23 protein-coding genes, 1 tRNA gene, 1 pseudogene, 1 riboswitch and 1 other annotated feature are annotated in these 23669 nt (G+C 51.8%); of the genes and pseudogenes, 17 read left to right on the forward strand and 8 right to left on the reverse strand.

What is annotated here, in order from left to right:
* The first annotated feature begins 2 nt into the window (after nt 1-2).
* The 4 genes from rplI to BMX58_RS12310 all read left to right on the forward strand — a co-directional run bounded on the left by rplI (nt 3) and on the right by BMX58_RS12310 (nt 3782).
* Nucleotides 3-452: a 50S ribosomal protein L9 gene (gene rplI, locus BMX58_RS12290; RefSeq protein WP_068624006.1), complete on the forward strand. Its 450-nt coding sequence runs from the start codon at nt 3-5 to the stop codon at nt 450-452.
* 340 nt (nt 453-792) lie between these two features.
* Nucleotides 793-2160 carry a replicative DNA helicase gene (dnaB, locus tag BMX58_RS12300; protein ID WP_068624010.1) on the forward strand — a complete coding sequence of 456 codons (1368 nt, stop codon included), beginning with the start codon at nt 793-795 and terminating at the stop codon, nt 2158-2160.
* Nucleotides 2161-2279: 119 nt separating this feature from the next.
* A complete protein-coding gene (locus BMX58_RS12305) occupies nt 2280-3575 on the forward strand; it encodes an adenylosuccinate synthase (protein WP_068624012.1) in 1296 nt (431 codons plus the stop codon).
* 134 nt (nt 3576-3709) lie between these two features.
* Nucleotides 3710-3782, forward strand: a tRNA-Lys gene (locus BMX58_RS12310).
* A 74-nt stretch (nt 3783-3856) separates the two neighbouring features.
* On the opposite strand, the gene BMX58_RS12315 is transcribed toward BMX58_RS12310, so the two are convergent.
* Nucleotides 3857-4780: an AEC family transporter gene (locus BMX58_RS12315; protein WP_068624014.1), complete on the reverse strand. Its 924-nt coding sequence runs from the start codon at nt 4778-4780 to the stop codon at nt 3857-3859.
* Nucleotides 4781-5010: 230 nt separating this feature from the next.
* On the opposite strand from BMX58_RS12315, the gene BMX58_RS12320 reads away from it, so the two are divergent.
* The 5 genes and pseudogenes from BMX58_RS12320 to BMX58_RS14975 form a co-directional block, all read left to right on the forward strand.
* Nucleotides 5011-7776 carry a sigma-54-dependent transcriptional regulator gene (locus BMX58_RS12320; protein ID WP_068624016.1) on the forward strand — a complete coding sequence of 922 codons (2766 nt, stop codon included), beginning with the start codon at nt 5011-5013 and terminating at the stop codon, nt 7774-7776.
* A 141-nt stretch (nt 7777-7917) separates the two neighbouring features.
* A complete protein-coding gene (locus BMX58_RS12325) occupies nt 7918-8265 on the forward strand; it encodes a PTS lactose/cellobiose transporter subunit IIA (RefSeq protein ID WP_239420591.1) in 348 nt (115 codons plus the stop codon).
* Nucleotides 8262-8573, forward strand: coding sequence for a PTS sugar transporter subunit IIB (locus BMX58_RS12330; protein WP_068624018.1), 312 nt, complete (start codon nt 8262-8264; stop codon nt 8571-8573). The genes BMX58_RS12325 and BMX58_RS12330 overlap by 4 nt, the downstream gene beginning before the upstream one ends.
* Before the next feature lie 13 nt (nt 8574-8586).
* Nucleotides 8587-9891 (forward strand): PTS sugar transporter subunit IIC, encoded by a 1305-nt coding sequence (locus tag BMX58_RS12335; RefSeq protein WP_068624020.1) that lies wholly within the window; start codon nt 8587-8589, stop codon nt 9889-9891.
* Nucleotides 9892-9908: 17 nt separating this feature from the next.
* Nucleotides 9909-10010 (forward strand): annotated as a pseudogene (locus BMX58_RS14975) (family 1 glycosylhydrolase); the annotation flags it as partial.
* Nucleotides 10011-10230: 220 nt separating this feature from the next.
* On the opposite strand, the gene BMX58_RS12345 reads toward BMX58_RS14975, so the two are convergent.
* Nucleotides 10231-10632: a nuclear transport factor 2 family protein gene (locus tag BMX58_RS12345; RefSeq protein ID WP_068624021.1), complete on the reverse strand. Its 402-nt coding sequence runs from the start codon at nt 10630-10632 to the stop codon at nt 10231-10233.
* A gap of 255 nt (nt 10633-10887) precedes the next feature.
* Between BMX58_RS12345 and BMX58_RS14750 the strand changes: the two genes are divergently transcribed.
* Nucleotides 10888-11064 (forward strand): hypothetical protein, encoded by a 177-nt coding sequence (locus tag BMX58_RS14750; protein WP_157077253.1) that lies wholly within the window; start codon nt 10888-10890, stop codon nt 11062-11064.
* Between the two features lie 6 nt (nt 11065-11070).
* Here BMX58_RS14750 and BMX58_RS12350 read toward each other — a convergent pair whose 3' ends face one another.
* A complete protein-coding gene (locus BMX58_RS12350; protein WP_068624023.1) occupies nt 11071-11379 on the reverse strand; it encodes a hypothetical protein in 309 nt (102 codons plus the stop codon).
* Between the two features lie 157 nt (nt 11380-11536).
* Between BMX58_RS12350 and BMX58_RS12355 the strand changes: the two genes are divergently transcribed.
* Nucleotides 11537-12226: a type 1 glutamine amidotransferase gene (locus BMX58_RS12355; protein ID WP_068624025.1), complete on the forward strand. Its 690-nt coding sequence runs from the start codon at nt 11537-11539 to the stop codon at nt 12224-12226.
* Nucleotides 12227-12331: 105 nt separating this feature from the next.
* Here the strand turns inward: BMX58_RS12355 and BMX58_RS12360 are convergent, their stop codons facing one another.
* From BMX58_RS12360 to ribD, 5 genes are all read right to left on the reverse strand, one after another.
* On the reverse strand, nt 12332-12997 hold the full coding sequence (locus tag BMX58_RS12360) for an HAD family hydrolase (protein ID WP_068624027.1): 666 nt from the start codon (nt 12995-12997) through the stop codon (nt 12332-12334).
* A 6-nt stretch (nt 12998-13003) separates the two neighbouring features.
* Entirely contained in the window at nt 13004-13465 is a 462-nt protein-coding gene (gene ribH / locus BMX58_RS12365; RefSeq protein ID WP_068624029.1) for a 6,7-dimethyl-8-ribityllumazine synthase, read from the reverse strand.
* 251 nt (nt 13466-13716) lie between these two features.
* On the reverse strand, nt 13717-14913 hold the full coding sequence (locus tag BMX58_RS12370) for a bifunctional 3,4-dihydroxy-2-butanone-4-phosphate synthase/GTP cyclohydrolase II (RefSeq protein ID WP_068624031.1): 1197 nt from the start codon (nt 14911-14913) through the stop codon (nt 13717-13719).
* Nucleotides 14914-14939: 26 nt separating this feature from the next.
* A complete protein-coding gene (locus BMX58_RS12375) occupies nt 14940-15593 on the reverse strand; it encodes a riboflavin synthase (protein ID WP_068624033.1) in 654 nt (217 codons plus the stop codon).
* 22 nt (nt 15594-15615) lie between these two features.
* Entirely contained in the window at nt 15616-16722 is a 1107-nt protein-coding gene (ribD, locus tag BMX58_RS12380; protein ID WP_068624035.1) for a bifunctional diaminohydroxyphosphoribosylaminopyrimidine deaminase/5-amino-6-(5-phosphoribosylamino)uracil reductase RibD, read from the reverse strand.
* 201 nt (nt 16723-16923) lie between these two features.
* Nucleotides 16924-17039: riboswitch (FMN riboswitch) on the reverse strand.
* A 225-nt stretch (nt 17040-17264) separates the two neighbouring features.
* Between ribD and argF the strand changes: the two genes are divergently transcribed.
* The 6 genes from argF to BMX58_RS12410 all read left to right on the forward strand — a co-directional run.
* Nucleotides 17265-18281, forward strand: coding sequence for an ornithine carbamoyltransferase (gene argF / locus BMX58_RS12385; protein ID WP_068624037.1), 1017 nt, complete (start codon nt 17265-17267; stop codon nt 18279-18281).
* 60 nt (nt 18282-18341) lie between these two features.
* Nucleotides 18342-18570, forward strand: a binding site (T-box leader).
* A gap of 116 nt (nt 18571-18686) precedes the next feature.
* Nucleotides 18687-19730, forward strand: coding sequence for an N-acetyl-gamma-glutamyl-phosphate reductase (gene argC / locus BMX58_RS12390; protein WP_068624039.1), 1044 nt, complete (start codon nt 18687-18689; stop codon nt 19728-19730).
* 30 nt (nt 19731-19760) lie between these two features.
* On the forward strand, nt 19761-20987 hold the full coding sequence (gene argJ / locus BMX58_RS12395) for a bifunctional glutamate N-acetyltransferase/amino-acid acetyltransferase ArgJ (RefSeq protein WP_068624041.1): 1227 nt from the start codon (nt 19761-19763) through the stop codon (nt 20985-20987).
* Nucleotides 20988-20992: 5 nt separating this feature from the next.
* Nucleotides 20993-21892, forward strand: a complete 900-nt coding sequence (gene argB / locus BMX58_RS12400) for an acetylglutamate kinase (RefSeq protein WP_204243800.1) — start codon at nt 20993-20995, stop codon at nt 21890-21892.
* Nucleotides 21892-23088 (forward strand): acetylornithine transaminase, encoded by a 1197-nt coding sequence (locus tag BMX58_RS12405; protein ID WP_068624043.1) that lies wholly within the window; start codon nt 21892-21894, stop codon nt 23086-23088. The genes argB and BMX58_RS12405 overlap by 1 nt, the downstream gene beginning before the upstream one ends.
* 17 nt (nt 23089-23105) lie before the next feature.
* Nucleotides 23106-23669 (forward strand): carbamoyl phosphate synthase preATP-grasp domain-containing protein (locus BMX58_RS12410; RefSeq protein ID WP_479729360.1); only part of this gene is annotated, 564 nt, incomplete at its 3' end.

Raw genomic sequence — 23669 nt, forward strand, 5'->3', positions numbered from 1 at the left:
GAATGAAAGTAGTTTTTTTAGAGGATGTTAAAGGCAAAGGCAAAAAAGGGGAAGTCAAAGAAATCGCGGATGGTTATGCGAATTTCCTGATCAAAAATCGTAAGGCGGAAGAAGCCAATGCGGCAACTATCTCCGCTTTGAAGGGCCAAAAAAAGGCCGAAGAAAAGAAACAGGCCGAGCAATTGGCAGCTGCGCAAGAACTGAAGGCGTTTTTGGAGAAGGATGAATCCATCATCAAACTGTCCGCTAAAATCGGCGAAGATGGGCGCTTGTTCGGATCCATCACAACCAAACAAGTTGCAGAGGCGTTGCAAAAGCAGCATAATGTGAAGTTGGATAAGAGAAAGATCGAATTGGAAAATCCTATCCGCGCATTAGGGTTCACAAAAATGCCCGTAAAAATTCATCCGGAAGTGACAGCCATTTTGACCGTTCATATAACGGAAGGCTAATGAGTTGCCATAAATGAGAGCAGAGGCTGGGATAAAACCCCAGCCTCTTTATCTGCCTCCGGACGCAGTCTGCACAAATGCGTTCTGTCCCGTTCTCTTTCCTACGCTTATGAGGATTGCTGAGGAAGTCCTATATTATAGAAGGAAAGAAATCAGAGGAGCGCACTTAGGCGGACCGTATCCCAACGAACTCCCGGGAAAGAACATACGTTCCCTTACCAGAATTGTAAATACGGCTGATTTGGAGTACAATAAGGAAGCAAAAGATGAGGCGACCCCAGTCAGGGCGGTCTTGTCCAAATGTTGAAAATGATAATAACCTGAAGGGTGAAAATATAAAATGGAAGAAATACTTCAAGATCGCGTACCCCCTCATAGTATAGAAGCAGAGCAATCCGTTCTGGGTTCCATTTTTTTGGATCCTGAAACGGTTGTGAATGTTTTGGAATACCTTGAAACAGCTGATTTTTACAGAAAAAATCATCAGATCATTTTTGATGCGATTTTGCAACTGAATAATCGAAATGAAGCGATAGATGTTGTCACAGTCGCCAATGAGCTGGAAACGAAGAACCAGCTCGAGAATGCGGGCGGCATGGAATATTTGGCTGAATTGGCGATCGCCGTGCCCACTTCCGCCAACGTGGAATATTACGCCAAAATAGTGGAAGAGAAGTCAATCCTGCGCAACCTGATCCGATCGGCTACAGAAATCGTCCGCAGGGGCTATGAAGAGGGCGACGAGCTTGCCGTCATGCTGGACAGCGCCGAGCAGAATATCCTCCAGGTATCCGAACGGAGAAACCGATCCGGCTTCATCCGCATCTCGGATGTCGTCTCGGCATCGCTGCAGAACATCGAATCATTGGCGCAACAGAGCGATGACGTAACGGGTGTTCCGACCGGCTATATCGCTCTGGACAAGATGACGGCCGGCCTCCAAAAAGAAGAGCTGATCATCCTGGCAGCGCGTCCCGCCGTCGGGAAGACCGCTTTTGCCCTGAACATCGCGCAAAATGTCGCAACCAAAGCAAACCAAGTAGTTGCCATCTTCAGTTTGGAGATGGGGGCGGAGTCATTGGTCAACCGGATGCTCTGTGCGGAAGGAAACATCGATGCCGGCCATTTGAGGACCGGCCAGCTTTCGGAAGAGGAATGGTCCAACTTGATCATGGCAATGGGAACGCTCGGCCAATCGAAAATCTTTATAGATGATACACCAGGTATCCGGATCGCGGAAATCCGGGCAAAAAGCCGTCGCCTGATGCAGGAACAAGGCAATCTGGGTCTGATCGTCATCGACTACCTGCAGCTGATCGAGGGGAACAACCGCGAAAGCAGACAACAGGAAGTTTCCGATATTTCGCGGCAGCTGAAAAAATTGGCGAAGGAACTGAAGGTTCCGGTCATCGCCCTTTCCCAATTGTCCCGTGGCGTGGAACAAAGACAAGACAAACGTCCGGTATTGAGTGATATCCGTGAATCGGGATCGATCGAGCAAGATGCCGACATTGTCGCGTTCCTGTACCGTGATGATTATTACGAACGTGAAGGCGGCGAAGAGCCGGAACGGGATGAACAGGAAAATAATGTCGTTGAGGTCATCATCGAAAAAAACCGGAGCGGGGCGCGGGGAACCGTGAAACTCCTCTTCAAAAAGGAATTCAACAAATTTTCTTCAATGAGCTATATGCCGGAAATTAGCTGATCGTAATGGACAAAATGTTCAGAAATGAGCGCTTTCATCCGATTCTTTATTGAAAGACATAGGTAATATTGGTAAACTAGCATAGTGTTATGAATAAATTAGATGAGGTGGAGTAAATAATGACTTCAGTAGTAGTTGTTGGGACTCAATGGGGAGACGAAGGCAAAGGGAAGATTACAGATTTCCTTAGTGAGAATGCAGAAGTAATCGCCAGATACCAAGGCGGAGACAATGCTGGCCACACAATCCAGTTTGATAGCGTTACATACAAATTGCACTTGATTCCATCCGGCATTTTTTATCCAGAAAAAATCAGTGTGATCGGAAACGGTGTAGTGGTGAATCCGAAATCATTGGTGAAAGAATTGGCATATTTGAAAGACCACGGCATCAACACGGATAACCTGCGTATTTCCGACCGTGCCCACGTCATTTTGCCTTATCATATTCAATTGGATCAGCTACAGGAAGATGCAAAAGGCGACAACAAAATCGGTACGACCATCAAAGGGATCGGGCCTGCTTACATGGACAAAGCAGCGCGTGTCGGGATCCGGATCGCTGATTTGTTGGACAAAGAGATTTTCGAAGAACGCCTGAAAATCAACCTGGAAGAAAAGAACCGTCAATTCACGAAGATGTTCGATTCGCAAGAAATCAAGTTCGAAGACATTTTCGAAGAGTATTACCAGTACGGACAAGAAATCAAAAAATATGTATGCGACACTTCCGTTATCCTGAACGATGTGCTGGATGCCGGCAAACGGGTCCTGTTCGAAGGCGCGCAAGGGGTTATGTTGGATATCGACCAAGGGACTTATCCATTCGTTACGTCTTCCAATCCGGTTGCCGGTGGGGTAACAATCGGTAGCGGTGTAGGCCCGAACAAAATCGACAAAGTTGTCGGTGTTTGCAAAGCATACACCTCCCGTGTCGGAGACGGCCCGTTCCCAACGGAATTGTTCGATGAAGTCGGAAACCAAATCCGCGAAGTCGGCCGTGAATACGGCACAACGACAGGCAGACCGCGCCGTATCGGTTGGTTCGACTCTGTCGTGATGCGCCACTCGAGACGTGTTTCCGGCATCACCAACCTTTGCTTGAACTCGATTGATGTTTTGAGCGGATTGGAAACAGTCAAAATCTGTACAGCCTACAAAAATGCTGAAGGCGAATTGATCTACCACTATCCTGCAAGTTTGAAGGAATTGGGCCAATGCACGCCTGTCTATGAAGAGCTTCCGGGCTGGAGCGAAGACATCACGGGCTGCCGCACTCTGGAAGAGCTTCCTGAAAATGCGCGCAACTACGTCCGCCGTGTCCAAGAACTGGTCGGCGTCCGCATCTCGACTTTCTCGGTGGGACCGGACCGCAACCAAACGAACGTATTGGAAAACGTTTGGGCAAGCATTTAAGAAAATAATGAATACAGCAAATAGCCTACTTCCGGAGATGATATCCGGAAGTAGGCTATTTTTTTCCTGAAGTTATTGCATTTTATTGAAAAGGAGAGTAAAATAACATTTGTTACGTGACCAGCACGTGATTCGGGTAATTAGCTCAGTTGGCAGAGCAGCTGACTCTTAATCAGCGGGTCGGGGGTTCGAGCCCCTCATTACCCATACATCTTTAAACAGAAATCCTTGGAAACAGTGATGAAGCGCGATGCTTCGATGTTCCCAAGGATTTTTTTATTTCACATGTAATACAACATGACGAACAGCGGCATGGTGATGATGCATACCAACGTGGTCATGATGTTGATTGCGCCTGCGTATGCAGCATTCTTGTCGTGCACCTGCGCGAATTGCGTCACGGTGGAGGCGGCCGGGGTCACGGTAGCCAGGAAGGTAATGAGCAGGATTTCGGTGCCGTTGTCCACCAGACTGCCGGCATTGCTGAGTTTCAGCAGCAACAGGATGATGGTCGGACACAGGATCATTCTGAAAAAGGTCACAACATACACTTTTTTGCTCCTGAATACTTGCTTCATGTCCATCCCGGCGACGATCATGCCTGTGATCAGCATCCCCAACGGCCCGATCATGGAGCCGATTGAACCCAAAGTTTCGTTCAGCATAGCCGGCAAGCAGATCCCCGACACCATGGACAACACGCCAACAAAAATGGCGATCATGTTTATGTTCAGAATGATTTTCCGCAGATTGGGGGTCTTCTCTTTCGAGAACATCAATTTGCAGTGCGTCCACAGGAAAACCAACTGCACGGACACAAAGGCGGTCGAATAGATGACCCATTCATTCCCCAGAACGGCCGTTACGATGGGGATGATCAGATTGCCCGCATTGGAATAGATGATGGAGGCGATATCGACCTCCTCGAATTTGAAAAGCTTGTCGGAGCCGTGTCCGATCACGAGCAGCACTGCATGGATGGCAACCGCCGCAACAAAGGCCAGCGTCAGTCCTGCTTGGATTTCCGGTTTGAAGTCGACCTGAAAAGCACTGATTATCACGGCAGGCATCACGAGATACAGCGACAGTTTCGACAGGACGACACTCTCCTCCGTCTTCAGAACCTTCAGCTTGACCAGCAGATAACCCAAAATCATGATGAGGAACAGCTGGACAATTTTCCGTACCAATAAGAAACTGATCATTCGTCTATCTCCCTTTTGCATTGGAATTTGATAAACTTCATTATATAATATCCGATCAGAAAAGTATTGGGGCATTTTGTCGCTTTATGTATTCATTTCAGCAAAGATTTCGGTTGTCCATCAAGAGCGCCAAACAATAACCCAGATGGGACATTTTTATGTTCGTTGCTGACAAAAAATATGGTACGATTGTGAATAAGATGTAAACGTTTGCCGAGGGGTGAGGATTTTTGCAGAGAATAGAAAAAGTGCTCGAAGCATTGGGCATGCTTTATGAAGAAAAGAAGCAAGGAGTGACGGCAGAAGAGATTGCCTACAGATTGAAGAGTGACCGCAGCAACATTTCCCGCGACCTGAACCAACTGCACAAAGAAAAGCGCTGCTACAAAGAGAAGACCAGACCGGTGCGGTTTTTCCCGTGTGCGCGCAAGCTGCCGCAAAAGCAGATTGCACCGAAAGAAACGGAAAAAAATGTGGATATGGATAATTTCCTGAAGAAGAATCCCAGCCTTTTCCATCAGATCGAACAGGGCAAGGCTGCCATCCTTTATCCAGGCGACGGCATGCATATGCTTTTGCTGGGGGAGACCGGCGTCGGCAAGTCATTGTTCGCCGATCTACTGCACAAATACGGTATCCAGTCGGGGAAACTGGCGGATGCTTCCCCTTTTATCCAGTTCAACTGCGCGGATTACGCGCATAACCCGCAGCTGCTGATGAGCCAGCTTTTCGGTCATGCAAAAGGGGCTTATACGGGTGCGGAAACAAACAAGACGGGGCTCTTGGAGAAAGCGGATGGAGGCATTTTGTTCCTGGATGAAATCCATCGCTTGCCGATCGAAGGACAGGAGATGCTGTTCACCTTCATCGACCGCGGCGTTTTCCGGCCGCTCGGGGAAACCGAAAGGGACCATCATGCCCATGTGCTGATCATCGGGGCGACGACCGAAAAAAAGGACGCGCTGCTGAAGACATTCATCCGCAGGCTGCCGATCATCATCGATCTGCCTAGCCTGCGGGAAAGGACCCTAGAGGAACGCCACCAGTTGTTCGACGAATTCGTCCAACAAGAAGTCGATCAGCTCGGGCGGCCGATGTATTTCAGCCGGAATGCCCTGAAAGCTTTCTTGCACTACAAGTGCGAGTTGAACATCGGCCAGTTCAAGGCTGATATCCGGATCGCTTTCGCGAAAAGCTATGCGCGCGCTCTGGCCGACAAAGAGGCGTACCTGAAAGTCAGCAGCAAGGACCTGCCGGATTATATCCGGGCGGGCCTGCTGAACAATTCCGATCACCGTCAGATGTGGTCGAAATACGATGAGACGAACCAACAGGCGATCCAGTATCTGCCAGGCGACGCCACCGTTCCGGAAGCGGAAAGCGCGCCGAGCGAAAGCACCATCTATCGGGAGATGAACACGCGTTACCGGGAACTGGAGAAGAAGAAGGCCAGTTCGGAGGAAATCCAGAAGGCGATGGAGCATGATCTGAAGACCTACTTCAAGTTGACCGGGGAAAAGGAACAGCTCTTTTCCAATAAGGAGAACCTGATTGCGCTTGTGCCGGACAACATCATCAAGGAACTGGAGAAGATCCTCCGCCATGTCACGATCAAGACCGGCAAGGTGATGAGCGACAAAGTATTCCAGATGATGGCGATCCACATCTACAACCTTGTGAAACGCAGCCAACAGGATCATGTACTGAAGAACGATATGCATGAAGCGATCATCGAAAAATATCCCGAGATGTACGGCGTTGCGAAGGAATGCATGACGATTTTGGAAGCGGATCTGGGCATCCGCATCCCGGAGGAAGAAGCGAGTTATTTCATCATGTTCCTGACGCATGATGAAATGGATGCAGTCGAGCGCTTGGCGAAAGTGCAAGTCATCGTGATTGCGCATGGATCAGGGATCGCTTCGGCGCTCTGCGACACGGCGAACCAACTCCTGAACCATGACGGCGCCATTGGCATCAATGCGCGCTTGGACGAGGAGCCCCAACAAGTGTTCGAGCGGTTGGTCCGCTACATCAAAAACCATCAGATCACGGATGATATCCTGCTGCTGGTGGATATGGGCAGCTTGACGACTTTTGCCGGGGAATTGGAAACGCTGTTCCCGCTGAAGGCCGAGTCGATTCCGCTGGTGAGCACGATGCATGTCCTCGAAGCGAGCCGAAAAGCGATGATCGGCTGCAGCCTGCAGGAGGTTTACGTCGAAACCCTGAAGGTGAACGATTATATGTCCATCTATCAGGACAGGAAGGCCCTGGAACAGGTGCAGAAACCGAAAATGCGGATGCAAGCCACCGATTCGTTCCATTTCCGGCCCTTGGCGATCATCTCGATCTGCCTGACCGGTGAGGGGACGGCCGTCACGATCCGGGACATCATCCGCAAAGAGTTGTTCATCGACGAGAAGGCAATCACGATCGTTCCGATCAACCTGGTAGGCAAGGAAAGCATCTATGCGCGCCTGCAGGAATTGACGAAGGAATACGAAATCATCTGTGTCATCAGCACGTTTGCGATCAAGACCGATTATCCGACTTTCGAGCTGTATACGGTCATGAACCGGGCGGGCCTGCAGCGGATCCAGGACTGTATCGACGAAATCTACACCTACCGTTCGATCAAGGAAACGATCCTGAAATACTATGACATGCCCGAAATCGAAGTGCTGTTGTCGAGCATCTATCGCTTCAACGACGAGGTGAACGAAATGATGAGCCCCTCGCTGTTCGTGAGCGACAAGATCGGCCTGTCCTTCCATATCATCGGCATGCTGCGGAAAATCAAGCGCAAGGAACAGATTCCGCGCTTCGAGAAAGGGATGGTTTCATTCCCGCAGGACAAATACATCGTTCCGAAAATCAAGCATCTTTTTCTCGACTATTTCCGGGACCATCTCGGGACCATCAACGAGGACATGCTGAACCATGTCGCCTACGCTTATCTGGCCAGAAGTGTGTCCTACACAGCGAATGGCTGACACACAAATGAATAATAACAAAAAATCTGTGTCGTTTCGGCGACACAGATTTTTTGTTGCGCGCTGGCGTGCGCCTGATCTGTGTTGGCACGTTTTTTGCATATAGATAAGTGAAAGCATAAGCGAACAGGAGGGATTCATTTGGAAGACGAGGAGAAAATCATCATGCAGCTGATCATCCATGGGGGAGATGCCCGCGCGTTCAGCATGAAAGCCATCCAGGCCGCCGAAAAGGGTGAGTTTACGGAAGCCAATCAGCTGATGGGGGAGGCCAGGACTTCATTGAACAAAGCGCATGATTTGCAGACTACGATTATCCAAGAAGAAATCAGGGGGAAATCGACAAGCACGACGCTTTTGATGGTCCATGCCCAGGATCATGTGATGAACGCCATGACCGTGAGGGATCTGGCGGAGCATCTGATCCAATTGAGGGAAGAAGTCCATTTGTTCCGTGCACACAAAATGAGCCAGGAGGGGATCGCATGACACTGAATATTATGTTGGCTTGTGCCGGAGGCTTTTCGACCAGCATGCTGGTCGAACGGATGAAAGAGGCGGCGAAAGAAAAAGGTATGGAAGTCAGCATCGATGCCACGGCTGAAGGGAAAGTGGACAAGCTGATCAAGAACATCGACATTCTCCTGCTGGGTCCGCAAGTCGGCTACATGGAAGAGAGCTTCAAAAAGAAATACAGTGGCCATCCGGTCGCGATCGCAACGATCCCTTCGATGGATTACGGCATGATGAACGGCAAAAAAGTGTTGGCGGATGCTTTGCAGTTATTAAACAAATAGGGGGCTGAAAAGAATGGCTGATTTTTCAAATGTGCAAATGAGTTTACAACGTGGTGCGGGTGCGATCCAAAACAACAAATACATCAGCGCGATCACGAATGGGCTGATGTCGGCGATGCCGATCACAATCGTAGGTGCTTTGGGTAGTTTGGTGAACAGTTTCCCTGTTGCCGGCTATCAGGAATTTCTGGTCAACACCGGATTGAAAGCGATTACGGTCATTCCTTCCGAAATCACGACCAATTTATTGGCTTTATACGCTGTCTATCTGATCGCCGCCAAATTTGCGGAGTCCTATGACATCGACGGGACGCCGGCTGGGATCCTTGCCTTGATGAGCTTCCTGATCGTGACCCCGTTCAATTATTCCGAAGCGAACACATTGGCCTCGCTGCCCGCCACTTGGATGGGCGCACCGGGACTGTTTACTGCCTTTTTAGTCGCGTTATTGTCCGCGAAAGTTTATACCATTTTTAAAATCAAAGGTTGGGTCATCAAGATGCCGGACGGCGTACCGCCGACCGTATCCAAATCATTTTCCGGTCTGATTCCTGGCTTGGTGTTGGCGGTCATCGCGTTGACGATCCGTTATGTGATGACATTGACTGCTTTCGGCGATATCCATGCCTTCATCTTCTCGATGGTGGCTGCGCCGCTTACGAAATTGGGCGGAAGCTTTGTCGCTTTGTTGATTGCGATGTTCGCCGCACAGATTCTTTGGTTAGTCGGCGTGCACGGCGCGATGGTCGTCTACAGCGTATTCATGCCGATTTGGACACCGCTTGCCACTGAAAATTTGGCTGCATATAATGCCGGTCTGGAAATCCCGAACATCGTTTCCGGCAGCCTGTTCGGGATGGTGCTGTTCATGGGTTCAGGAGCTACTTTGGGCTTGGCGATGGCGATGCTGCGTGCGAAATCGGAGCAATACCGTGTCCTTGGCAAATTGAGTCTGATCCCGAACATCTGCGGCATCAATGAACCGATCATCTTCGGGATGCCGATCATCATGAACTTCACTTTGGCTATCCCATTCATCCTGGTGCCATTGATCATCGCGGTCACTTCCTATCTGGGCATGCTGACCGGTATACTGCCTTACTTGCCGGGCATCGCGGTGCCATTGGGCGTTCCGGTCGTGCTCAACGGCTTGATGGCGGGCGGTTGGAAATGGGCCATCTATCAAGCACTGATGATTGCAGTGAGCTACCTCGTCTACCTGCCGTTCTTCAAAGCCATGGACAAAGCCGCTTACAAACAAGAAGTGGAAGCGCTACAGCAGGCGGAAGCCTCCGAACTGGACAGAGCATTAGTATAAAAAAGAACAGCTGCTACAGCACGAGCGAAATGTCGAAAGGCTACGGCTTCATCCGCGTCGATCAGGACGATGAAGGCAAAGGTAGCCGGGCACGCAGTAAAAAGGGCTCGTTCCACTAGTACAATAAGGTCATCGCTTCAAACGGTGCCGAGCTGTACTGAAGTGTCGACTGAAATCGACGGCGAAACGGTCAGCTTAATGCAATGGCTGTCCGAACAGTCCTTGAACGACTGATCCATCTGCTGCAACTATGACAAAACGAACAGCCTCCTGGAACCCGCGTCATGCGGATTCCAGGAGGCTGTTTTATGTTGTCGTGATGCAGCAAGAACCTAGATATCAGTGGGCGGACAACGGTTTGTCCGACAAAGCCCAGCCCTCGACGACGCGCGCGCCGATTGGTTCCGGATTGTTCTTGAATTTCACGAACTCCATCGTTTTCTGCTCGATCCGTTCGCCGGTGCGTTTGTCGATGATGTAGACGTTGTAGCGGATCGCACCCCATTCGCCCTCGACGATCATATTGTGGAACTCGCCCAGTTCGATGTCGTAGGCCTGGAAAAGCTGTCCCATCATGTCCTTGTATTGCTGCAAAGTCAGGCGCTCGCTGTAGACATTGTAGTGCGCATCCGGCTCATACAACGTTTCGCACCACTCCAGCCAAGCATCATATCCATTATTCCAATTCTTGAAGCCTTGCTCAAACCGTTCCCTGATCGCATTTTCAAAATTTTCATTCATTATTTTTCCTCCTTCGGTTTGGTTTACTGCTTGCGTTTTGTAAACCTTGGTGTAACTATAGCTGGGGAGGATAAACTGAGCGTAAACTTTGGGGATGAGAAAGGCTGTTATATTAGGAGTACCTCCTTTGAGGCGGTGAGCATCCCGGCGGACACGGCCTCGCCGGGAAAACCGAACATTTCGGCAACCAAATTCCCGATGAGCTTCCGCCCACGCTGTGCTATGATAATAAAAAGTGCAAGGAGGGGAATCGCGATGGTGGAACTGGATCGGCTGGTCAAATTGCTCGTGGAGAAGGTGCTGCGTGCGTCCAAAAAACAGGAACCAAACGGGAAAGCTGCTGGTACGGCGGAGCCAGAGGAGCAGGTGAATCCCGAGCGTCTTCCAGAGGAATCGGATAAAGAAGAAACGAAAAAAATGCCTGAAGGGTGATCCCCTTCAGACATACTGGAGCAGTTCGTCATAATATAGTTTCGTGATCAGTTCCCGGTCGGCGGTGGTGGGTTTGTCGATGTAGATGACGTATTCGGCATCCCAGGTGTAGGCGGATGTGCCTTCCAGAAACGGGTTTTCTGCAGGCGTTTCACTTTCCAATTCGGCGATGAGGACGGCGATATAGTCTTCACTTTCGGTTTCGTCATGGAAGTCGAAATCGTCGCTGGTCTCGATGTAGAGTTTGTAGGCTTTGTTCGGGTGTTCGGCTTTGAATTTTTGGATGATCGCAATTTCTTTGTCCAGGTTTCTCATGGTGCGCGCTCCCTTCGGAAATGGCTTTGGATCAAGTGTTTTCTACAGGTCTATCATAACATGCTCTATCCGCATCTGCACCCAATAACGCGGGATGGATGACGGTTGCGGGCGGATGGTCTATGATGGAAATAATCAGTTTTGAGGAGGGATCAGCATGAAAATCGCTATTCTGCAGCACGTGGCTTTTGAAGGGCCGGCGGAAATCGAGAATTGGTGCCGGCAGACAAGAGCCGAATACAAGATATACCGGATTTTTCAAGGTGACCCGCTGCCGAGCGCGGAGGAAACGGACTTCCTGGTGATATTGGGCGGACCCATGAGCGTCTTGGATGAACTGCCTTGGCTGGAGCAGGAGCGGCAGCTTATCCGTGCGTTCATCAGCCAAGGCAAGCCGGTGTTCGGCGTCTGTCTGGGCGGACAGCAGATCGCCAAAGCGTTGGGTGCCGCCATTTTTCAGGGGGCAGACCGGGAAGCAGGCTGGCTGCCGATCCGGACGATGGGTTCGACAGCTGTCGGCGATCTGCCCGAGGAACTGGTCGTGTTCCATTGGCACGGAGAGCAGTTCGGCTTGCCGGAAGGGGCCGAGCGCCTGTTCGCAAGTGAGGTCTGCGCGAACCAAGGCTTTGTCTACAACGGTAATGTCATCGGCCTGCAGTTCCATTTCGAATCCACCCAGGAGAGCATCGAAAGCATTCTCCAAAACGATGCGGCCTTCCTGGACGGGAGCGCCCATACGCAGACGGCAGCGGAAATCCGGAATCAGCCGATACCCGCGAGCAACCGTGAAGTGCTGTATCGGTTGTTGGACCGGTTGAAGGCAAGCGTTCCGGATCGGAAGGGATAACCATAAGGAAGCGATGGTCAGTTAGTCGGCTGATCAACGTTTATATACCCAATATCCGCAAAGCGCAGAAAGAGGCCGGGAAGAAATCCCAGCCTCTTTCTGTTGTTACAGCAAGTCATTCAAGTCGCGGATATCATCGATCAGTGCATCCGCCGAGTCCAGTTCGCCGGGAAAGCCGAAGCCGTAGCGGCAGCCCACCGTGCGGACGGGGTGATGCTCGGCGACCTCGATGTCCTGGAAGCGGTCGCCTACAACCATATAGCCGCCGGGAAAAACCGAGCGGATCGTTTCGAAGATCTCGTATTTCGGGATGAAGCCGAAATCTTCGGTGCAGTACATGCCGTCGAAGCAGCGGTCCAAGCCGAAGCTTTCCCGGTGCGCTTCCATGTAGGCCCGGCTGCAGTTGCTCAAAAAGACCAAACGATAGCCTTTCTCCTTCAATGCCTGCAGCGTCTCCAGGGCACCTTCGTAAAGGACGGCCTGGCCGGTCTGGGCTTTTTCCAGCAGGATCCGCCCGATCATTTTTGAAGCATGCGCTCGGACCTCTTCATCCAGATCCGGCATGAAATTTTCCCACATGGCTTGGCTGCTGTAGCCCAGCCACTTCGTGATTTCCTCATCCTGCCAAACCCGCGAAGCGGCGTGGCCGCCTGCAACCAAATATTCGTAGGCCTGCTTGAAGGCGAAGATATAGTTTTTGGTGCTGTCATGGATCGTGCCGTCGTAGTCGAGGATGACGGTGCGGATGCCTTCGAACTTTCGTGTTTCCATAAACTTTTATAGGTTCTTAAGCAGGTTGGCCATTTCGATCGCGGATACGGCACAGTCGTAGCCTTTGTTGCCCGCTTTCGTGCCGGCGCGCTCGATGGCTTGTTCGATCGTGTCGGTCGTCAGGACGCCGAAGATGACCGGAACACCGGTAGTCATCGAAGCAGTCGCTACGCCTTTGGATACTTCGGAACAGACGTAATCGAAATGCGCCGTTGCGCCTTTGATGACGGCGCCCAGAGTGATGACGGCATCATATTTTCCGGAAGCGGCCATTTTTTGCGCCACCAGCGGGATTTCGTATGCGCCCGGCACCCAAGCCAAGTCGATGGCATCTTCAGCCACGCCATGGCGTTTCAAACCGTCCAAAGCGCCGCCCACCAATTTTGAGCCGATGAATTCGTTGAAACGTGCCACCACGATCGCGATCTTTAAGTCCTGTGCAATTAATTGTCCTTCGATGATGTTCATTTTGTTTTCCTCCTGTTTGGTTGTTTTATTTATATTTAAGGCAAGTATAAATTTGGGGCATTTCAAAAGTGCATCACCATTGGTGGTTCACAATATTGCAAGGTGTTCCATGCATTCGAAAATATTGGCCAGCTTCACGGGTTAGCCCTTCGGAAATTAGATAAATCGCGCCTATTGCGCTCTGCGATGCTCAGTCGGCTCGATTTCCTAAATTTCTGTCAGGGCTGAACGAACCCGTTCCGCTTTTCTTTTTATAACTCCAAGTAGTGTCCCATTTTTTGTTTCTTTGTTTCCATATAGCGTTGCGTTTCGTCGAAGATTTCCAGTTGGATCGGAATCCGCTCGGTGATCTTCAGGCCGTGCTTTTTCAATCCTTCTATCTTAAGCGGGTTGTTCGTCAGCAAGCGGATTGCTTTTACGCCCAAATCCTGCAGCATTTCGTCAGCCATATGGTATTCGCGCAAGTCGTCGGGGAAGCCCAACTGTAGATTCGCCTCCACCGTGTCATAACCTTGATCCTGCAGCGCATATGCGTGGATTTTGTTCACGAGGCCGATGCCGCGTCCTTCCTGGCGCAAATAGACCAGGACGCCGCGTCCTTCCTCGGCGATCTGTTTCATGGCCGCATCCAATTGCTGGCCGCAGTCGCAGCGCTTCGAGCCGAAGACATCGCCGGTCAGGCATTCGGAATGGACGCGCACCAGAACGGGTTCATCCGTCGTGACATCGCCCATGACCAAGGCGACGTGGTGTTCATCTGCGTCGATGTTGCTCACGTAAGTGTAGATGTCGAATTCACCGTATTTGGTCGGAAGTTTGGCTTTGCCTTCGCGTTTGTAGAGCTGTTCGGTCTCTTTCCGGTAAGCGATCAGGTCCGCGATCGTGCCGATCTTCAGGTCGTGCTCTTTGGCGAAAACGATCAGTTCGTCCGTGCGCATCATCGTGCCGTCATCGGCCATGATTTCGCAGCAGAGACCCGCAGGCTTCAGTCCGGCCAAGCGCGCCAAGTCGACAGTCGCTTCGGTGTGGCCGTTGCGCACGAGCACGCCATTGTCCACTGCTTTCAGCGGGAAGATATGTCCGGGTCTGCGGAAATCTTCGGGTTTGGCGTCGTCCTCCACGGCTTTCATGACCGTTAAGGAGCGTTCGAAGGCCGAGATGCCGGTGGTCGTCTCGACATGGTCGATGGCGACGGTGAAGGCCGTCCCGTGATTGTCGGTGTTGCGGTCCACCATCGGCGTCAGCACCAATTTTTCGGTGAGCGTCCGGTCCATCGGCATGCAGATCAAGCCTTTCGCGTAGATGGCCATGAAGTTGATGTTTTCCGGCGTCGCGAATTCCGCTGCGCAGATGAGGTCTCCCTCATTTTCGCGGTCCTTGTCGTCGACCAGCACGATGATTTTGCCGGCTTTGATGTCCGCGACGATTTCTTCAGTTGTGTTGAACATGGATGTATCCCTCCTCATTGTTTCTTTCAGAAAAAGCCGTTCTCTTTCAGGAAGGCTTCCGACAGGTTGCTTTGTTTCGTTTGTGGTTTGGGACTCAGGCCCAGCAGCTTTTCGACGTATTTGCCGATGATGTCGCACTCCAGATTGACCGTGTCGCCCAACTTCTTCTCAAGCAGGATCGTCTCCGCTCCGGTATGGGGGATGATGGAGACCTGGAATGATCCGCTGTCGACTGCCGCTACCGTCAGGCTGACGCCGTCGATGGCGATCGAGCCCTTTTCGATGATGTAGCGCAGCAGTTCCGGTCCGGTCGAAATGGTCATCCAGACCGCATTATCGTCCTTGCGGTATTCCTTGATCGAGCCGGTTCCGTCGATGTGTCCGCTGACGATGTGTCCGCCCAGTCGGGTATCGAGCTGCAGCGCCCTTTCCAGATTGACGCGGCCGCCGATCTGCAGGTCGCCAAGATTGGAGCGCTGCAGCGTTTCCGGCATGACGTCGGCTTCGAAGCCATCCTTATGCAGCTTCGTGACCGTCAGGCAGACGCCGTTGGTGGAGATGCTGTCGCCGATTTTTGTTCCGGCCAGCACCTTTTTCCCTCCGACCGTTACGATGGAGGATTTTTGGCCGTGGCGGATGCCTTTCAGGGTGCCGACTTCTTCGATGATTCCAGTAAACATGAATTCCTCCTACTTTCCTCTGTTATTCTTGCTTGGAAATGTACCCTTCCAAGAGGATGTCTTCCCCGATGGTGCTGGCCTTCAGGCCGATCACGCGGAAGGCTTGGTTTAGCTTCTCGATGCCGTCTCCGCCGACAGGAGTCTTGGCCGTTGCGCCGCCGATCAGTTTCGGGGCGATGTAGACTTGCACTTTGTCGATGATGCCGGCCTCGAGTGCCGCGAAGTTCAAGGTTGCGCCGCCTTCCAGCAGGATGCTGTCGACGCCGCGCTCCCCGAGGACTTCCATCAGCGACTTCAGGTCGGTCCGGCCGTCGTCCTTGGCGGGTACGGTCAAAATTTCGATGCCGGCTGCTTCAAGCAGGGCAACCTTGTTGCGGTCCGCCCGCGTTGTCGTCGCAAGGATCGTTTTGGCAGCGTCCTGGTTTTTCAGCACGTTTGCTTCCATAGGGATGCGCAGGGTGCTGTCGACGATGATCCGCACCGGATTTTTCCCTCCCGGAATGCGCGAAGTCAGCTGCGGATCATCCGTGATGACAGTCTGGACGCCGACCATGATGCCGCTGAGGGCGTTCCGTAAGTGGTGCACCTGTTCCCTTGCGGCTGGGCCGGTGATCCATTGCGATTCGCCGGTCCGGGTCGCGATCTTGCCATCCAGGGACATCGCGGCTTTCATGACGACGAAGGGTTCTTTTTTGACGATGTATTTCATGAAGACTTCATTCAAACGGCTGCTTTCTTCGGCCAGGATGCCGGTCACCACTTCGATGCCGGCAGCCTGCAGTTTCTTGACGCCGCGTCCGGAAACCAACGGATTGGGATCCAGGGCTGCGATGACGACGCGCCCGATTTTCTTTTCGATGATCTTGTCGGAGCAGGGCGGCGTTTTGCCGTAATGCGAGCAAGGCTCCAAGGTCACGTAGATGGTCGCGCCCGCCACATCTTCCGTCGCGGAGCGGAAGGCGTTCACTTCGGCATGGCCTTCGCCGAATCTTTCGTGATAGCCGGAGCCGATGATGCGGCCGTCCTTGACGATGACGGCGCCGACCATCGGATTGGGCGCAACGGCACCGCGGCCTTTTTCCGCCAGTTCCAGCGCCAGTCGCATAAAGTGTGTATCTTTTTCGTGCATCTTTTCGTGCCTCCCGTTTCCAAAATAAAGAGCCCTGAACAGTTCTGCTTCAGGGCTCGACAAAGGAAGGCCAGCTAAATAAAGCCAAAAAATCCCCGGGCATAGACTACACCCAGGGATTGACGTTCCGATTCATGGACGGATGGCGTGAAAGCGCTTGTTTATGGAGAATAAACGCAAACTGCCATTCGCTAAAGGAATTCTTGTCTTCTTTCATCCAGACTCTGACTGTCGGCTTCGGAATCTAACCGAATCTGCCTTAACGGCTCGTGGGCTTTACCACCGGTAGGGATTTTCACCCGTCCCTGAAGACTATTCAATTAAGTTGTCTCTAGGATAATCTCAATCCGTGATAATGTCAAACATAATTTCTTTAAATAAAGGTTGAGCCGAAACAACCGGTAATCGCCGGAATGATTAAAATAAAGTTTGTAATTCATTAGAATTGGGTATAAAATGAGTCCAACAATAATTGCATCATGACTGAAAAAGGATCGATCGCACCAGCGATAGTGAGAATAAAATGAAAAGGGGATGGCAACATTTTGAAACAAGTATTTCAAGGAAGAAGCTTATTGGCGGAAAAAGATTTTACCCGGGAAGAACTGGAGTATCTGATCGATTTTTCGGCGCACCTGAAGGACCTGAAGAAACGTAACATCCCGCACCGTTATTTGGAAGGCAAGAACATTGCCTTGTTGTTCGAAAAGGCATCAACGCGCACAAGAGCCGCATTCACGGTGGCTGCCATCGATCTGGGCGCACATCCCGAATACCTCGGAAAAAATGATATCCAATTGGGCAAAAAGGAATCCGTTGAAGACACCGCCAAAGTGCTCGGCAGCATGTTTGACGGTATCGAATTCCGCGGCTTCAGCCAAAAAACGGTCGAAGATCTGGCGAAATATGCAGGTGTGCCGGTATGGAACGGGTTGACTGACGAATGGCATCCGACCCAGATGATCGCCGATTTCCTGACGGTCAAAGAGCATTTCGGCAAGCTGGCCGGCCTGAAACTGGTCTATGTAGGCGACGGACGCAACAATGTCGCCAACAGCCTGTTGGTGACAGGCGCCATCCTGGGTGTGCACGTCACGATCTGCGCACCGGAATCGCTTTTCCCGACCGATGAATTGGTCGAAATGGCACAGAAATTCGCTGAAAAGAGCGGCAGCAAAATCGAAATCACGGCCGATGTAGCCAAAGGCGTAAACGCGGCTGATGTCCTTTACACCGATGTATGGGTATCGATGGGTGAAGAGGATAAATTTGCGGAGCGGATCGAATTGTTGGCGCCTTACCAGATCAATATGGAAATGATCGCGAAGACCGGCAATGATGACGTGATCCTGTTGCACTGCCTGCCGGCTTTCCATGACACCAAAACGCAATATGGCCAGGAAATCGCCGAAACATTTGGCATGCATGAGATGGAAGTGACCGACGCCGCCTTCCGCAGCAAGCACGGTCTTCAGTTCGAACAAGCCGAAAACCGCATGCATTCCATCAAGGCGATCATGGCTGCAACCTTAGGAAATTTATTTATTCCAAAAGTTTGATTGACAAAGTGAAAAACAGATGATAAATTTAATGAAAATGTCAAACAACATCTAACATACACAAAAACTTTGACAAGAAGAGTAGTCCATTTGCACAGTGAAGCGAACCTTGGAGGGTGGAAGCAGGGTCAACCGCGATGGATGAAAAGGAACTTTGAGTTGATAAGCTGAATGTGAACCATAAAGTTTAATCCGGTTGCCCCGTTATCGCAAAAGTAGCAATACTTGAGTCCGTCTATGCGCACATAGACGGAAAATAAGGGTGGCACCACGAACTTTCGTCCCTATACTGAATCAATCTATTTGGTTTGGTATAGGCACGGAAGTTTTTTTGTTGTAGTTGGATCATTTGTGAACCGGGTTCGGCCCGCGTTCACTACGAATAATAAAAGGGGGATGGAAAGTATGATTCATGTCAGTATCATTGGAGCAACAGGTTACACGGGGGTGGAATTGGTCCGATTGTTGGGCTTGCGAGAGGATGTGGTCCTGGATCATCTGACCTCCCGTACGTACGCGGGCCAAAAGATCCAGCATCTTTTTCCGCACCTGCTGGGCAACGTCGATCACACCTGTGAAGAACTGGATCTGGAACAGGTGACGACGGACAGCGATGTGATCTTTGTGGCCTTGCCGCATGGACATGCGTTGCCGATCGCCAAAAAAGCCAAGGAAAAAGGCAAAAAAGTCATCGATCTGGGGGCTGATTTCCGCCTGAAGGACGCAGCGGTCTATGAAGAATGGTACAAAGTGGCGCACACCGAGCCGGGTTTGTTGGAGGAAGCGATCTATGGCCTGCCGGAATGGAACCGCGATGCGATCAAGGATGCAGCGGTCATCGCCAACCCGGGCTGCTTCGTGACAAGCATCCTCTTGGGCTTGATGCCTTTGATGAAGAAAAAAGACTGGATCGTTCCGAACAGCATCGTCTGCGATTCCAAATCGGGCACCTCCGGAGCCGGGCGCGCCGGCAACGTAGCGAACCTCTTCACTGAAGTGGAAAGCAGCTTCAAAGCCTATGGGGTAGCGCATCACCGCCATACACCGGAAATCGAACAGTTGCTGACGGAGATGGCCGGGACGGAAACCCTGGTCCAGTTCACGCCGCATCTTGTTCCGATGAGCCGTGGCATCCTCAGCACGATCTATGCGACGGTCAAAGAAAAGACGACGGCGGCCGAAATCCAGGCACTTTTTGAGGAAGCATATGCCGATGAACCGTTCGTGCAAGTCCTGCCTGCGGGCATGTGGCCGATGACGAAATCGGTAAAAGGCACAAACAACTGCCAATTGGGCGTCACGTATGATGAACGCACAGGCCGGATCATCATCGTGTCGGTCATCGACAACTTGATGAAGGGGGCTGCCGGCCAAGCGGTCCAGAACATGAACCTGCTGTTCGGCCTCGCCGAAACGACAGGCTTACAGATGATAGGGCTTTTCCCATAAGAACGGAAGATTGAAGGAGGAAACGACGACATGATAAAGAAAGTACAGAAAAGCGGTGTGACTGCCGCTGCAGGCGTGCAGGCCGCAGGGATCCACGCTGGTTTCAAGAAACGCAAAAAGGATATGGCATTGCTGTATTTCCCGGATGGGGCAACGGTTGCTGGTGTCTTCACCAAAAATAAAGTCAAAGCGGCTCCGGTCCAGTACGATCAGCAAGCCCTGCAGCAGCATGACCGCTTCAAGGCGATCCTGGTCAACAGCGGCAACGCAAATGCCTGCACAGGCAAACAAGGCAAAGCCGATGTGGAAGAGACCGTGAAACTGCTTGCGGCGGAACTGAACATCCAGCCGGAAGAGGTGTTGGTGTCATCGACAGGCGTCATCGGTATGTTCATGAACATGGAAACGATGAGAAAAGGGGTCAAAGCAATCGCGCCGGAGCTCTCCGAATTCGGCGGCGCTGCAGCCAGCAAGGCGATCATGACGACGGATACGGTTCCGAAAGAAGTCAGCTTCACTTTTGAAGTCGACGGCAAAACGGCTACCATCGGCGGAATGGTCAAAGGTTCCGGGATGATCCATCCGAACCTTGGCACGATGCTGGGCTACATCACAACCGATGTCGCGATCAGCCAAACAGCCTTGCATGCGATGCTATTGAAAGCCGCTGACGCGACGTTCAATCATGCTACCGTCGACGGGGACACAAGCACGAACGATTCCGTCTTCGTGGCCGCTACCGGCAAACTCGCTAACCCATTGATCGCTTCCGCTGAAGACGCCGGCTATGCCGAAGTCGAAGCGGCTGTCCTGTCCATCTGCTCCCAATTGGCGCAGCTTCTGGTCAAGGACGGCGAAGGTGCGACCAAGTTCGTCGAAGTCATCGTATCGGGTGCGAAGACGATGGCTGACGCGGTTTCGATCGGAAAGTCGGTCGCGACTTCGAGCTTGGTGAAGACCGCGATGTTCGGCGAGGATGCCAACTGGGGCCGCGTCATCACGGCTGCCGGTTATGCGGACACGGAATACTTCGATGCCGATGTGATCGATATCGCCTTCTCAAGCAAGAACGGCGAAATCCAGCTTTGCGAAGCGGGGATGGGCGTCGTCTTCGATGAAGAGCTTGCGAAAAAAATACTGGAAGCGGACGAAATCAACATTCTGATCGATCTGCATCTGGGCACGGAAGCCGCCAGCACATGGACTTGCGACTTCTCTTACGACTATGTCAAAATCAACGCGGATTACAGGAGCTGAGCGGGATGAAGATGAACAAGAGCAATTGTGAAAAAGCCGAAATGCTTGTCGAAGTACTGCCTTACGTCAACCGTTTCCGCGACAAAATCATCGTCATCAAATACGGCGGCAACGCCATGATCAATGAAGAACTGAAAAAAGCCGTCATGCAGGACTTGTTGCTGATGAAATCGGTGGGGATGCATCCGATCCTCGTCCATGGCGGCGGTCCAGCCATCAACGATATGCTGAAAAAACTGAAGGTCGAGAGCCACTTCGAACAGGGGCTGCGTGTGACCGACAAAGAAACGATGGAAATCGTCGAAATGGTGTTGGCGGGCAAAGTCAATAAGGACATCGTCGGCACGCTGAACCAGATCGGCGGCAAAGGCATCGGCTTGTCCGGCAAGGACGGCAATCTGATCCAAGTGCGCAAAAAATATCTGGAGAAGAACGGCGAAAAGATCGACATCGGCTATGTGGGCGAAGTGGAGGCCGTCAACAAGGAAATGCTGGAATCGCTCATCTACAGCGGCTATATCCCGGTCATTTCCTCGATCGGGATGGGCCAGGACGGCATGAGCTACAACATCAATGCCGATTATGTAGCCGGAGCGGTAGCGAAAGCTGTCCAGGCGAACAAGTTCATCCTGCTGACCGACGTTGAAGGGATTTTCCGCGATTACCACGACAAGGATTCGCTCATCTCGCGCATCACGCTCGAGGAGATCGAGGCTTTGGAAGAGGAAGGGATCATCTCGGGCGGGATGGTGCCGAAAGTGGACTGCTGCATCGATGCCTTGAAGGGCGGCGTTGCCGGCGCACACATCATCGATGGCCGTCTGCGCCATTCGATTTTATTGGAAGTATTTTTCGACGAAGGGATCGGCACGATGATCGATCGCGATAAGGAAGGGGTAAACTAATGACGAACGAAGAAATAAAAAATAAAGGCCAAGCCTACTTGATGAACACCTTCAACCGCGGTTCAATCTGCATGGTCGAGGGCCAAGGCAGCTACCTGAAGGATGCGGACGGCAAGGAATACCTCGATTTCCTGGCGGGCATCGCCGTGAACGCACTGGGGCACAACCACCCGAAAGTGACGGCTGCGATAGCGGAACAGGCGGCCAAACTGGTCCACTGCTCAAACTTTTATTGGATCGAGCCGCAAGTGCAGCTGGCGGAAAAGCTGATCACGAATTCCGTCTTGGATAAGGTCTTTTTCGGCAACAGCGGCGCGGAAGCCAATGAAGGGGCCATCAAATTGGCGCGCAAATACGGACGCGAAGTCCACGGGGAAGGCTGCTACGAAATCATTACGGCCGATAACTCTTTCCATGGCCGCACCATGGCGACCTTGACGGCGACCGGCCAAAAACAATTCCATAAAGATTACGATCCGTTCCTGGAAGGTTTCCACTATGTTCCTTTCAATGACTTTGAAGCTTTAGCCGCCAAAGTGACGGAGAAAACTTGTGCGGTCCTGTTGGAGCCAATCCAAGGCGAAGGCGGCGTCTACATGGGCGATCAGGCTTACCTGCAGCAAGTCCGCGCGCTCTGCGACGAAAAGGATATCCTGTTGATTTTTGATGAAGTCCAAACCGGCATGGGCCGTACCGGCACGTTGTTCGCTTACGAAGGCTTCGGCGTCGAGCCTGATGTGATGACCTTGGCGAAGGCTTTGGGCAATGGCGCTCCAATCGGTGCACTGTTGGCGAAGGATGCCGTCGCTTCCCACTTCAAACCGGGCGACCATGGCTCGACTTTCGGCGGCAATCCGCTGGTCTGCGCGGCAGCTGTCGCAACCATGCAAGCGATCGAAGACGAGAACATCTTGGCGAACGTCAATGAAATGGGCAGCTATTTCGAAGCGAAATTGTTGGCATTCAAGGAAAAATATGACTTCATCACCGATGTGCGCGGCAAAGGCTTGCTGCTCGGGATGGAACTGGCGATGAAAGGAGCCGACATCGTCGCGAAGTGCCTGGAAAAAGGCGTCATCATCAACTGCACGCATGATACGGTATTGCGTTTCCTGCCGCCGCTGAACGTGACCAGCGCAGAAGTCGACAAAGCTGTAGCCGTTATGGATGAAGTTTTTCAAACAATTGAAGCTTAAGGAAAGGAAGGCAAAGCATGCCTAAACGAACAGATATCAAGACGATCCTTGTGATCGGCTCGGGACCTATCATCATCGGCCAAGCCGCGGAATTTGACTATGCTGGAACGCAAGCATGTGTAGCCTTGAGAGAAGAAGGATACAAAGTCATTCTGGTCAACTCGAATCCCGCAACGATCATGACCGACGTCGAAATCGCTGATAAAGTCTACATGGAGCCGCTCACTCTGGAGTTCATCGCGAACATCATCCGCAAAGAGCGTCCGGACGCCTTGTTGCCGACATTGGGCGGCCAGACCGGCCTGAATATGTCGGTGGAACTGGATGAAGCCGGCATCTTGGCGGAATACAATGTGGAACTGCTGGGGACGAAACTGAGTTCCATCCAACAGGCTGAAGACCGTGATCTGTTCCGCCAATTGATGGCCGAATTGAACCAACCGGTTCCGGAGAGCGACATCATCCACACGGTGGCTGAAGCGCTGTCGTTCGCCGCGAAAGTCGGCTATCCGCTGATCGTCCGTCCGGCCTTCACGATGGGCGGCACCGGCGGCGGCATCTGTTACGACGAAGCCGACCTG

It is taken from the genome of Trichococcus ilyis (genome assembly GCF_900109135.1).
GTDB lineage: Bacteria > Bacillota > Bacilli > Lactobacillales > Aerococcaceae > Trichococcus > Trichococcus ilyis.

Excerpts from the sequence above, each read along its gene's own strand:
- rplI (WP_068624006.1), top strand. The coding sequence starts at position 3 with ATGAAAGTAGTTTTTTTAGAGGATGTTAAAGGCAAAGGCAAAAAAGGG.
- dnaB (WP_068624010.1), top strand. The coding sequence starts at position 793 with ATGGAAGAAATACTTCAAGATCGCGTACCCCCTCATAGTATAGAAGCA.
- BMX58_RS12305 (WP_068624012.1), top strand. The coding sequence starts at position 2,280 with ATGACTTCAGTAGTAGTTGTTGGGACTCAATGGGGAGACGAAGGCAAA.
- BMX58_RS12315 (WP_068624014.1), bottom strand. The coding sequence starts at position 4,780 with ATGATCAGTTTCTTATTGGTACGGAAAATTGTCCAGCTGTTCCTCATC.
- BMX58_RS12330 (WP_068624018.1), top strand. The coding sequence starts at position 8,262 with ATGACACTGAATATTATGTTGGCTTGTGCCGGAGGCTTTTCGACCAGC.
- BMX58_RS12335 (WP_068624020.1), top strand. The coding sequence starts at position 8,587 with ATGGCTGATTTTTCAAATGTGCAAATGAGTTTACAACGTGGTGCGGGT.
- BMX58_RS12345 (WP_068624021.1), bottom strand. The coding sequence starts at position 10,632 with ATGAATGAAAATTTTGAAAATGCGATCAGGGAACGGTTTGAGCAAGGC.
- BMX58_RS14750 (WP_157077253.1), top strand. The coding sequence starts at position 10,888 with ATGGTGGAACTGGATCGGCTGGTCAAATTGCTCGTGGAGAAGGTGCTG.
- BMX58_RS12350 (WP_068624023.1), bottom strand. The coding sequence starts at position 11,379 with ATGAGAAACCTGGACAAAGAAATTGCGATCATCCAAAAATTCAAAGCC.
- BMX58_RS12355 (WP_068624025.1), top strand. The coding sequence starts at position 11,537 with ATGAAAATCGCTATTCTGCAGCACGTGGCTTTTGAAGGGCCGGCGGAA.
- BMX58_RS12360 (WP_068624027.1), bottom strand. The coding sequence starts at position 12,997 with ATGGAAACACGAAAGTTCGAAGGCATCCGCACCGTCATCCTCGACTAC.
- ribH (WP_068624029.1), bottom strand. The coding sequence starts at position 13,465 with ATGAACATCATCGAAGGACAATTAATTGCACAGGACTTAAAGATCGCG.
- BMX58_RS12370 (WP_068624031.1), bottom strand. The coding sequence starts at position 14,913 with ATGTTCAACACAACTGAAGAAATCGTCGCGGACATCAAAGCCGGCAAA.
- BMX58_RS12375 (WP_068624033.1), bottom strand. The coding sequence starts at position 15,593 with ATGTTTACTGGAATCATCGAAGAAGTCGGCACCCTGAAAGGCATCCGC.
- ribD (WP_068624035.1), bottom strand. The coding sequence starts at position 16,722 with ATGCACGAAAAAGATACACACTTTATGCGACTGGCGCTGGAACTGGCG.
- argC (WP_068624039.1), top strand. The coding sequence starts at position 18,687 with ATGATTCATGTCAGTATCATTGGAGCAACAGGTTACACGGGGGTGGAA.
- argJ (WP_068624041.1), top strand. The coding sequence starts at position 19,761 with ATGATAAAGAAAGTACAGAAAAGCGGTGTGACTGCCGCTGCAGGCGTG.
- argB (WP_204243800.1), top strand. The coding sequence starts at position 20,993 with ATGAAGATGAACAAGAGCAATTGTGAAAAAGCCGAAATGCTTGTCGAA.
- BMX58_RS12405 (WP_068624043.1), top strand. The coding sequence starts at position 21,892 with ATGACGAACGAAGAAATAAAAAATAAAGGCCAAGCCTACTTGATGAAC.